Source organism: Pseudoalteromonas sp. G4 (genome assembly GCF_028875915.1).
Classification (GTDB): Bacteria; Pseudomonadota; Gammaproteobacteria; order Enterobacterales; family Alteromonadaceae; genus Pseudoalteromonas.
Window position 1 is genome coordinate 1 of sequence record NZ_JAPEHW010000106.1, and the last position, 11488, is coordinate 11488.

General features: G+C 40.9%; 11 protein-coding genes. 7 read left to right on the top strand and 4 right to left on the bottom strand.

The features are described 5' to 3' along the window. Nucleotides 1-13: 13 nt before the first annotated feature. Together gppA and rhlB are read right to left on the bottom strand one after the other, a co-directional pair. Entirely contained in the window at nucleotides 14-1516 is a 1503-nt protein-coding gene (gene gppA, locus ON073_RS19010; RefSeq protein ID WP_274763460.1) for a guanosine-5'-triphosphate,3'-diphosphate diphosphatase, read from the bottom strand. Nucleotides 1517-1533: 17 nt separating this feature from the next. Further along, entirely contained in the window at nucleotides 1534-2790 is a 1257-nt protein-coding gene (gene rhlB / locus ON073_RS19015) for an ATP-dependent RNA helicase RhlB (RefSeq protein WP_274763461.1), read from the bottom strand. A gap of 91 nt (nucleotides 2791-2881) precedes the next feature. Between rhlB and trxA the strand changes: the two genes are divergently transcribed. The 3 genes from trxA (at nucleotide 2882) to ON073_RS19030 (ending at nucleotide 5991) form a co-directional block, all read left to right on the top strand. Further along, the gene (gene trxA / locus ON073_RS19020; protein WP_010562308.1) at nucleotides 2882-3208 is read left to right on the top strand and encodes a thioredoxin TrxA; all 327 of its coding nucleotides are present in this window, start codon (nucleotides 2882-2884) and stop codon (nucleotides 3206-3208) included. Nucleotides 3209-3382: 174 nt separating this feature from the next. Then, nucleotides 3383-4642: a transcription termination factor Rho gene (gene rho, locus ON073_RS19025; RefSeq protein ID WP_010562309.1), complete on the top strand. Its 1260-nt coding sequence runs from the start codon at nucleotides 3383-3385 to the stop codon at nucleotides 4640-4642. Nucleotides 4643-4746: 104 nt separating this feature from the next. Then, complete coding sequence (locus ON073_RS19030) at nucleotides 4747-5991, top strand: methyl-accepting chemotaxis protein (protein WP_274763462.1); 1245 nt, start codon at nucleotides 4747-4749, stop codon at nucleotides 5989-5991. Nucleotides 5992-6027: 36 nt separating this feature from the next. On the opposite strand, the gene ON073_RS19035 is transcribed toward ON073_RS19030, so the two are convergent. Then, nucleotides 6028-7296, bottom strand: coding sequence for an Ig-like domain-containing protein (locus tag ON073_RS19035; protein WP_274763463.1), 1269 nt, complete (start codon nucleotides 7294-7296; stop codon nucleotides 6028-6030). Between the two features lie 12 nt (nucleotides 7297-7308). Continuing rightward, nucleotides 7309-7827, bottom strand: coding sequence for an outer membrane beta-barrel protein (locus tag ON073_RS19040; RefSeq protein ID WP_274763464.1), 519 nt, complete (start codon nucleotides 7825-7827; stop codon nucleotides 7309-7311). A 172-nt stretch (nucleotides 7828-7999) separates the two neighbouring features. Here ON073_RS19040 and ubiD point away from each other — a divergent pair, with 172 nt between their 5' ends. The 4 genes from ubiD to ON073_RS19060 all read left to right on the top strand — a co-directional run bounded on the left by ubiD (nucleotide 8000) and on the right by ON073_RS19060 (nucleotide 11388). Beyond that, complete coding sequence (gene ubiD / locus ON073_RS19045) at nucleotides 8000-9472, top strand: 4-hydroxy-3-polyprenylbenzoate decarboxylase (RefSeq protein WP_274763465.1); 1473 nt, start codon at nucleotides 8000-8002, stop codon at nucleotides 9470-9472. Between the two features lie 34 nt (nucleotides 9473-9506). Continuing rightward, complete coding sequence (gene fre / locus ON073_RS19050) at nucleotides 9507-10220, top strand: NAD(P)H-flavin reductase (RefSeq protein WP_274763466.1); 714 nt, start codon at nucleotides 9507-9509, stop codon at nucleotides 10218-10220. A 122-nt stretch (nucleotides 10221-10342) separates the two neighbouring features. After that, nucleotides 10343-10660, top strand: coding sequence for a hypothetical protein (locus ON073_RS19055; RefSeq protein ID WP_274763467.1), 318 nt, complete (start codon nucleotides 10343-10345; stop codon nucleotides 10658-10660). 32 nt (nucleotides 10661-10692) lie between these two features. Continuing rightward, nucleotides 10693-11388, top strand: coding sequence for a helix-turn-helix transcriptional regulator (locus ON073_RS19060; RefSeq protein WP_274763468.1), 696 nt, complete (start codon nucleotides 10693-10695; stop codon nucleotides 11386-11388). Nucleotides 11389-11488: the final 100 nt, after the last annotated feature.

The window sequence follows — 11488 nt, forward strand, 5'->3', positions numbered from 1 at the left end:
TTGTTTTGATCAATTAGTTAACAGCTATGTGTAAAGTTTGACCAGCTTTACGTAGGTATTCACACTCAGCTTCTAATTCAGCCTGCATCAAAGGGTGTTGGCTAAACCAAATATGTGGAATAACGATTGATAAATCACTTTTTGAAGTAAGTAATTTTAGCTCTGGTAGTACATCATCTTGTCGACGCATACTCAGAATCACTGATAAACGAAGTATATGAAGCAGTTTATAAGTAACATCTGAAAAACAACCTAATGACTCAAGGTTAATTTTATCAATATCTTCTTTATGGTACTTAACCAAAAAGACTAAACGATTCTTTTGTGCTTTGGTAAATCCTGGCATATCCGTATTTGTCATAATGTATGCGCCATGTTGACCATACTTTTTATAACCAATCAATAAGCCCGTTTCGTGTAATTTAGCCGCCGCTTCAAGAATCGATAAATCTTCATCAGATAATTGCCATTCATTCTTTACTTGGTTTGCTAGTAATATAGCTATATCTGCTACTCGCTGAGATTGTGTCGCATCAATGTGATAACGCGTTATAAAGCTATTAACTGTGCGAGCACGAATATCTGAATTATGCAGTTCAGGGATCATCGAATAGAGAACCCCTTCTCTTAGTGCGCCACCAGCAAGCCCCATTACTTCTATATCTAAGCTTTCAAATAAAGCGATTAAAATAGAAAGGCCTGACGCAAATACCAATTTGCGTTCTTGTACTAGACCTGGCAGGTCAAGCTTGTCGATAGATTTATAAAGCACAGCTTGGTGTTTTATGGCGTTGAGTTTATCAAGCGTCAGTAAATCATCTTGTCTTTGTGCAATCATAATTTCTTGAATGGCTTGTACTGTCCCAGAAGCACCCGACACACTTAACCAGCCTAGCGTTTTATACTCAGCAATAATAGGTGCAATAATTTCTTTAGCCGCAACTGTTGCTGCTTCGAAATTTTCATGGGTTAACAAGCCATTTTCGAAGTACTTTTCGAGATAGGTGACACAGCCCATATTTAAGCTTTTATATAAAAGCGGGTTAAAGCCGTCACCGATTACGACTTCGGTACTTGCACCACCAATATCAATCACTAATTGCTTACCGAGTGTTGATGAAGTGTGTGCAACACCTTTGTAGATTGTCTTAGCCTCTTCTTCACCACTGATCACTTTTATAGGGTGACCAAGAATCAATTCAGCTTTTTCAACAAACTGCTGGGCATTTGCAGCCAAACGTAACGTAGCTGTTGCAACAATCGTAATATTATCTTTCGGGATATCTTGAAGTCGCTCAGCAAAAAGAGAAAGGCACTCCCACCCTCTCTGCATTGCTTCAATGCTTAGCTGGCTATTTTCATCCAGCCCTGCCGCTAATCTTACCTTTCGTTTAACACGTCCAATTGTTTGCAAGTCGCCAGCTACGGCTTTGGCTATTAACATATGAAAACTGTTAGAGCCTAAATCTATTACGGCATAACAATTTTGATCATTTGCTTTATCAACGGTTAGCATTGAAACCTCAAAAACTACTAACTATGGGCTCTTCTTTGAGCTGGTTTATTTGAGCGTCGGTTGTTTTGGTTTGGACGCTTCGCACGGTTATAACGCGGCTTTGGAATATCGTCTAACAATGCTGTTTTATCATAATGTGATAATGGGATCGCATGGTCTATATACTCTTCAATTGGCTGAAGGTTGTATGCATATTGCTCACAAGCAAAGCTAATTGCATGACCATAAGCACCTGCACGACCAGTTCGACCGATACGGTGAACATAATCTTCACAATCATCAGGTAAGTCAAAATTAAACACATGACTTACTGCATCAATGTGCAATCCTCGCGCGGCAACATCGGTCGCAACTAAAAAGTCTAAATGACCATCAGTGAACTGCTTTAAGATTGAAATGCGTTTTTTCTGATTAACATCGCCCGTTAACAAGCCTACACGGTGTCCATCTGCTTTCATCCATTGATATACGTTTTCACACATATGCTTTGTATTAGCAAATACAATCGCTTTATCTGGCCACTCTTCTTCAATCAATGTAAGTAATAGTGGAATCTTATCGTCTTGAGAAGTATGGAAAAGCTCTTCTTGAATACGATGATTTGTTTTCTGCTCTGGCTCAACCTGAACATGTACAGGATTCGTCATATGCTCAAACGCTAATTCTTGAACACGGTATGAAAGCGTAGCTGAAAACAGTAAGTTCAAACGCTCTGTCGCTTCTGGCATACGGCGTAGTAAATAGCGAATATCTTTAATGAAACCTAGATCAAACATACGGTCAGCTTCATCAAGTACAACAACTTCAATATCGTTGAGGCTATAACAGCCCTGCTTATATAAATCGATTAGGCGACCAGTTGTGCCAATTAAAATATCTACACCTTTTTCTAACTGTGCCTGTTGTTTTTCATATTCCTCGCCACCATATACAATGCCAAGGTTAAGTTTACAGTCGGGCGCAAAGATTTTTGCATCGTTATAAATCTGTAACGCTAACTCCCGAGTAGGCGCCATAATAAGCGCTCTGGGGTGTTTACTTGCCCCTTTACTATTGACCAATAAGTGGTGACAAGTTGCGGCTAAAAACGCAATGGTTTTACCTGTACCCGTTTGCGCTTGCCCTGCAATATCTCGTTTTTGTAGTGCATAAGGTAAACTTTTTGCCTGAATTGGCGTACAAAGTTCAAAGCCTTTGCGAGTAAGTCCGGCAACCACTTCCGGCGCAATATCAAAGTCGGCAAACTTTGTTTCGGTTAAATGTGTCTTATTCATAGCGAATAAGCATAACGCTTAAACTTGCAATAAGAAACAATAGTGTTTAAATACGCTATAAATAAATTCGCGAAAATTATCGGAGAACCCAATGAGCGATAAAATTATCCAACTAACAGACGATAGCTTTGAGTCTGATGTAGTTAATGCTAGCGGCCCTGTACTAGTTGATTTTTGGGCTGAGTGGTGTGGTCCATGTAAAATGATCGCACCAATTCTTGATGAGGTAGCAGAAGAGTTTGCTGGTCGTGTAACAATCGGTAAATTAAACATTGACCAAAACTCTGGTACACCACCAAAGTTCGGTATTCGTGGTATTCCTACATTACTACTGTTCAAAGACGGTCAAGTTGCTGCAACTAAAGTTGGCGCACTATCTAAAACTCAACTAGTTGAGTTTTTAGAAGAGAACGCATAAGAAAAAGGCTGGTTTAACCAGCCTTTTTTCATTTTTGCATTGATTATTTTTTATAAAGACTGGACGGTTTTAGCAAGAGCTGCTAATTTATTACATCATATTTATCCTTAGTAATTATTCAATATTACTTCCACTCAAAAACCTTGAGATTAAAACATTAAAGAACCCACCAATATGCATTTACGCGAACTTAAAAATAAGTCGATTAACGAACTTGTAAAACTAGCTGAGTCCATGGGACTTGAAAATGTAGGCCGCTTAAGAAAACAAGACATTATTTTTGCCATTTTAAAAGCTCACGCAAAGAGTGGTGAAAACATCTATGGCGGTGGCGTATTAGAAATACTTCAAGATGGATTTGGCTTCCTTCGTTCTTTCGAAGCCTCTTATTTAGCTGGGCCAGATGATATCTATGTATCGCCTAGCCAAATCAGACGCTTTAGTTTACGTACTGGTGACACAATTAATGGATTAATTCGTCCGCCAAAAGATGGCGAACGTTATTTCGCACTATTAAAAGTAAACGAAGTAAACTTCGACAAGCCAGAAAACTCTCGTACTAAGATCCTATTCGAAAACTTAACACCACTTCACGCAAACGACCGTTTACGTATGGAACGTGGTAATGGTAGTACTGAAGATATCACAACCCGTGTAATCGATTTAGCAGCGCCCATTGGTAAAGGACAACGTGGTCTATTAGTAGCTCCGCCAAAAGCGGGTAAAACAATGTTGCTACAAAACATTGCTCAATCAATTAGTTCAAACCACCCTGAGTGTGAACTAATTGTTCTACTAATCGACGAACGTCCAGAAGAAGTTACCGAAATGCAACGCCTAGTAAAAGGCGAAGTAGTTGCTTCAACATTCGATGAACCAGCAAGCCGTCACGTACAAGTTGCCGAAATGGTAATTGAAAAAGCAAAACGCTTAGTTGAACACAAGAAAGACGTTGTAATCTTACTTGACTCAATTACGCGTTTAGCACGTGCTTACAACACCGTTATTCCTTCATCTGGTAAAGTACTTACTGGTGGTGTTGATGCCAATGCTCTACATAAGCCTAAGCGCTTCTTCGGTGCTGCACGTAACGTTGAACAAGGCGGAAGCTTAACGATTATTGCAACAGCACTTATCGATACTGGCTCTAAGATGGATGAAGTTATCTACGAAGAGTTTAAAGGTACCGGTAATATGGAATTACACCTTAACCGTAAGATTGCGGAAAAACGTGTATTCCCAGCAATCGACTTCAACCGCTCAGGCACACGCCGTGAAGAGCTATTAACGAAAGCAGACGAACTACAAAAAATGTGGATCCTGCGTAAAATCGTTCATGAGATGTCAGAAATCGATGCAATGGAATTCTTAATTGATAAACTTGCGATGTGCAAGACCAACGATGAATTCTTCGATTCAATGAAGCGAAAATAATCGCAACAAACATTAAAGCGCTGGTAAATTACCGGCGCTTTTCTTTTCTCACCTAAAAATCTGTTCTATAACTATAAAACACCTACCTGTTATTAATCAGATTTATGCAAATACGTAAGTTACTATTTCCTTGTCTCATTATCTTTAGTGCATGCTCCCTCTTATTGTTATTTTTAGCCGATGCCAGTGCCCTATTAATATCGCTGCAAGTTGTGCTCTCGCTTTTACTTGTTTTATGTGGCTGGCAAGCAAAGCAAAGTTTTCAAAAACAAAACAATAACCTCAAAGCATTTGCAGATGCAGTCTCAAACCCAAGTAAAGTAAATTTGAAGTTTCGCTTCCAACAAAATGGTACTGAAGAAGATATTAAAGAGAGTGTTCTAATCGATAACTGGCTGGAATTGATGGATCATTTGCTAAACGAAGTCTACGCCTCCTCAGCTAGGTTATACCCTATGGCGAATGAATTAAAAGACACCTATTCCTCAATGACGCAAAAAGCCACTATGCAACATAGTCATGGTGAAATGTTAGGTTCTTCTATGGCTGCTATGTTGGAGGTATCAACTCAGCTTGATGATAATCTTGAAAAAATTTATCAAGCAGTAGCAAATGCAACACAATCCGTAAAAAAAACACGTACCGACTCAGATGTGAGTCAAGCAAGCTTAATTTCCCTTGCTGAAAAGATAGAGCAAACAGGCGAACAGCTCGACCAATTAAAAAAAGACAGCGATCAAATTACTTCAATTATCGAAGTCATAAATTCAATAGCAGAACAAACCAATTTACTAGCGCTCAATGCTGCTATCGAGGCTGCACGTGCTGGTGAGCAAGGAAGAGGCTTTGCCGTCGTGGCCGATGAAGTGCGCAACTTGGCGGCACGCACCAGCCAATCAACGCAAGAAGTTAGCGCTATGGTCAGTAAAATTCAATCTGGAACAGACTTAGTGCATCAATTTATGCTGAAAGCGCATGAAGAAACAAAGCATACCGTTGATTTATCGCAACAAGCTAATCAAGAGATCGATCAAATTGATGATGCTATGAGTAATATTCATGACCTTTCGGAGCAAATCCACCAGCAAGTCGAGCAGCAAAAAGCGGTGTCTGACGAGGCGCAGTCGTCGGTATCGTCAATGATAGAGCTCAACTCAGATGCCCTTTCTAGCTCAAAGATTCAATCGGTTACCAGCGATGATTTATATAACCTAGCAACCAGCTTGAAAGAAAAGCTCGAATTGTTTGATTTTAACAGTATGGAATGGAACACGGATACGCGCACCAAGTTGAGGCAAGAAAAAGCGACAGCGCAAACAGCTGACAGTGGTGAAATTGATTTATTTTAGAAAGTGCGCCTAAATTTTAAGGCGCACTCGCTTTATTTACTCTACAACAGTCACATCGAGCGTTTCAGATTTACCTTCATAGCTCGAGATTAGTGTAAATGAGCCCGTCTTAGCCGTTGCAGCTGTCAGCTCTAAATACGCTTCATTGGTGCCTTCTTTCAATAGCTTTGACGTTGCTAAATCGGTGCCAGATAAATTCCAACTTGCGAATTCAGACACATTAAAATCACCATTAACACCAGTTAAGTCTGCAAATAGCTGCAGTGACACTTTCGCCCCCTGCTTTATTTCTAAGCTATCTGTGCCGGTATTAATTTTTAAGCTTTTCAGCGTTGAATCACCTGTTACTTCAACCGAAACCTGTGCTTGCTGACCACCACACGTAGCAAACACATTGGTCGTGCCACTTGTTAATCCTACTATGTTTCCTTTCACATCATCGGCATTTGAAACAGATGTTATAGCGGTATCACTCGAAGCCCAAATAGCACTGTTTGATGTAGTGTACTTCTCACCATTTAATAACGTTATCTTAGGTGTCAACGTGTCTCGCTCGGCTAACGCCAATGCAAATGACTCAATATCTTTACTATCACGTTGAATCGACAAGCCATTAAGTTGTGCAATAGATGCTGTGAAGTTATCACTTCCAGTTACTCCGTCGCTATGTTTGGCTGTAATGGTCAAAGTCTCATCTTGCTCGGCAGAAGTTGATAATAGCCCTGTTGCACTAATTTTTGCTGTGGTTGAGCCAGTAAACTGCCAACTAAGTAAATTTGTATCCGGCGCACTCACATAGCCATCTTGATACGTCACTTTAGCAGCAAGTTGGGTATCAACACAGGTATTAAACGTTTTACTATCAGAATTTTTTAAAACAACGCTTAATGCTGTCGCTTTGCTCTCGCTGATCGATAACGCTGTTGTTGCTTCAATTTCGTTTATTGTTGTTGCTGTAAAAGTTACAATACCTTGATTATCTTCAAGGGCTTTAACTGCTGTAACTAGGCCACTGCTATTAATGGTCGCCACATCCGTATTTGATGAGGTCCAAGTAACTTCATCCGTGACATCTCTAACATCACCTTTTGAATCGGTGCCCATGGCAATTAGTTTATGCGTTTGTCCCGGACGTAATCTAATATCACTGCCAGTAAATTCGATGCTTTCGATAATCGTGCCATTAGCACGTTGTGACTCTAATTTAACCGCTTTAACTAATGCTGCAGGATCATCGGAATCACTGCATGCCGAAAGCATAAACGCACTCGCCATAGCTAAAGGCAATAACTTATATTTTGTCATTTTCTATTCCCTCTAAAATATGTAGCTAACGCCAAGCGTGTAATTAGCAAGTTTGAAATCTGTTTCCGAGTGCAGTACTTGGTAGCCTAAACGTACTTTCACATCTTCAAAATGAGGGATCTGTTGATTAATGCCCACTCCCCAAGCAAAACCGTCATAACTATCAATACCGTTATAGGTCTCTTCAGGTCCTGAAACTGCGAGTTCATTCCAGCTCCAACCAAGCAAAATATCAGCACTAAAACCATAAGAAGCTGGCGATTCAAAACGACCGAAAACAGAGTAAGATTTATCAAGTTCGAAATTCATACGGTATAGGTCATCATCACCGCCCGATACCGCAACTTGCCCTTCTAGTGCAATGCCCTCAAAAAACTCATAACCCGCTTTTACATAAACCGCATTGGGGTTTACTTTTTCGTTGGCAATTTCAAAATTGTTATATGCGTAATCTACGCCCACATACATCTCATTTGCAGCTAAAGATGCACCACTAAAAGCAAGCATGCTAGAAAAAATCAAAGATTTCATAAAAATCCTTTTTGTATAATTGTGTCCCTATTCTATTGAATGCAAATCCAAAAAGCACTCTCATAAGTATAAACAATTGTAACTGCGCAGACGGGATTACAATTGCCCGTAACTTGCGCAAAAGGTTATACTATCACCAATCCATTTTTACTATTAAAAGCCTGACAATACTATGAAATATAAAGACCTCAGGGACTTTATCGAACTGTTAGAAAAGAAAGGTCAGCTAAAGCGTATCAAGCAAGAAATTGATACCTACTTAGAGATGACCGAAATAGCCGACCGCACTTTGCGTGCAAAAGGCCCTGCACTACTTTTCGAAAATCCAAAAGGCTATTCTATTCCTGTACTTGCCAACCTATTTGGTACACCTGAGCGTGTTGCTTTAGGTATGGGGCAAGAAGATGTATCTGAACTAAGAGAAGTCGGTAAGTTACTCGCCTTTTTAAAAGAGCCTGAGCCACCAAAAGGCATTAAAGATGCGCTAAGCCAACTACCAGTGTTTAAACAAGTGCTCAACATGCCACCAAAGGAAGTGAAAAAGGCACCATGCCAACAAGTGATTGTTGAAGGTGATGATGTTGATTTAACTAAGCTACCAATCCAACACTGCTGGCCAGGCGATGCAGCACCACTGATCACTTGGGGCTTAACGGTTACTAAAGGGCCATACAAAAAGCGCCAAAACTTAGGTATTTACCGCCAACAATTGCTGGGTAAAAACAAAATTATTATGCGCTGGTTATCACACCGTGGTGGCGCACTCGATTATCAAGAGTGGTGTAAAGAGCACCCAGGTGAACCCTATCCTGTGTCAGTAGCGCTTGGGGCAGACCCTGCAACTATACTAGGTGCAGTCACACCTGTTCCAGATACGCTAAGCGAGTACGCTTTTGCTGGATTGTTACGTGGCAGCAAAACAGAAGTGGTCAAGTCTGTTTCAAATGACTTACAAGTACCTGCCAGCGCCGAGTTTGTATTAGAAGGTTATATTGAACAGGGCGAAATGGCACCTGAAGGACCTTATGGCGACCACACCGGTTACTATAATGAAGTCGATGACTTCCCAGTGATGACAGTAACGCATATTACACACCGTAAAGACCCTATCTATCACAGCACCTATACTGGCCGTCCGCCTGATGAGCCAGCTATTTTAGGTGTCGCACTTAACGAAGTGTTTGTGCCAATTTTGCAAAAGCAATTCCCTGAGATTGTGGATTTCTATTTACCACCTGAAGGCTGTTCTTACCGTATGGCCGTGGTTACCATGAAAAAGCAATATCCAGGTCATGCTAAACGCGTAATGATGGGTGTTTGGTCATTCTTACGTCAATTCATGTATACTAAGTTCGTTATTGTGTGTGATGATGATGTAAATGCCCGCGACTGGAATGATGTAATTTGGGCAATCACCACGCGTATGGATCCTGCCCGTGATACCACAATGATTGAAAGTACCCCGATAGATTATCTCGACTTTGCCTCACCAGTTTCTGGCTTAGGGTCAAAAATGGGGCTTGATGCCACCAACAAATGGCCAGGAGAAACCGACCGAGAATGGGGCGAACCCATTGTAATGGACGATAAAGTCAAACAACGTGTTGATGAAATTTGGGATTCACTCAACATTTTAGAAAAGTAACGCAGTTAAACTTGCGTCGTGAAAAGGTTTAAAAATGCAATTAGTTAAAGCAAACGTGGTAAGCATTGCTCCTTTAACAGAGTATGTTTATAAAGTTGAACTAAAACCAAGTGAGCCAGTGTCATTTGAAGCAGGTCACTACCTGCAACTGGTATTGGGTGAAAAAGATAAGCGCGCATTCTCAATCGCAAGCCGCCCAAGCCAAACCGAGCTATTAGAATTACATATCGGTGCATCAGAAGAAAACAGTTATGCCATGCAAGCGCTTGATCACCTAAAACAGCACTTTGCTAATAATACGCAAGCTGAGCTTGAAGTGGGCTTAGGCATTTCACAACTACGCACTGAATCAGAGCTACCTGTTGTATTACTTGCGGGCGGAACGGGCTTTTCATACGTTAAATCAATGGCTGATCACCTTGCAGAAATCAAATCAACGCGCCCTGTATTTTTCTACTGGGGTGTACGCGACGAATCAGCACTTTACGCCAAAGAAGAAATGGAAAAGTGGGCTGCAAGCCAAGCTAACTTTAACTTTATTCCAGTAGTAGAGCACGCGAGTGACAACTGGCAAGGTCACACAGGCTATGTGCATAAAGCGGTAATGAAGGATATTGATTCGCTTGCACCATATGAAATCTATATGGCAGGTCGCTTCGATATGATTGGCCCTGTACGTGATGACTTTATTAATCATGGCGCAATTCGCGAAAACATGTATGCAGATGCTTTTGCATTCATCAAATAATAGATATCGTAATTTTCTAAAAGGAGCCATTTGGCTCCTTTTTTATTTTCGAGATCATTTGCTACTGACACTCCCTGACACACTAGCCTGATTAAATAACATCATCATTTCAAAGGAGACAAATGATGAGTAACGTAATCGAAATCGTAAACTTTAAATTAGCAGAAACAACCCAAGCAGCAGAATTCGCAGCTGCTAATGATGCATTACAGCAGTTCCTCAATAACCAAACTGGTGTGCTGTACCGCTCACTTGCCAAACAACAAAGCGACAATATTTACGTTGATGTGGTTTACTTTTCTACCATGGCAGACGCTAAACGTGTGCAAGAGGCATTTTATGAAAATGAAATTTGCCAGCAATTCACCAAGTTAATTGAAAAAGAAAGTGTTATTTTAGAGCACTACGATGTAGTGTCACAAACACCTTGTGACGCATAATTAACACGTAAAGCGCATTCAATTAAGGAAATATGGTGCATAAATCTGAGCGTTTATTTCAATTGGTTAACTTACTTAAAGGCCGCCGCCTTGCTGTAACCGCCAAACAGCTAGCAGATAAACTAAACGTATCTGAGCGCACCATTTACCGCGACATTCAACATTTACAAACATCGGGCGTACCTATCGAAGGCGAAGCAGGCATTGGTTACCTTATTTCAGAATGTGACCTGCCGCCGATGATGTTTAACCTCGAAGAGCTACAAGCACTGATGTTAGGCAGCCGCATGGTAAGCGAATGGACTGATCCTGTTTTAGCCGATAAAGCCCATTCTGCACTCGCTAAAATTGAGGCTGTTTTACCAAGTAGCTTAAAACAAAAAGTGGATGATCTGCCCTATTTAGTATCGGGTTGGAGTCATAACCAAGCGCAACAAGCTTTCACCCTCACCTTACGCCAAGGCATAGAGCAACAACGCTGCGTCAACATTGATTATTCCGATGCCAAACAGCAAACCACCACCCGCCTAGTTGAGCCTTTGGGTATGGTGTATTGGGGTGGCAAATGGACGCTAATCACCTACTGCCGCTTACGAAACGATTATCGCGAATTTCGCATCGACCGCATTCAAGCTGTCTCACTTACGGAACTTACTTTTGCCACCCATGGTGATAAATCGCTCGCGCATTATGTGAAGCTAGTGCAGGAGAAGTATAAGGAGTGTTAAAGGGAGTTTTTATTAATTAACATCCATGTATTTATCTTGCGGCATCCATGCCGCACTCGTTCATTCTTTTTAAACGGCCAAAAAGAACGAACCAAGAAAA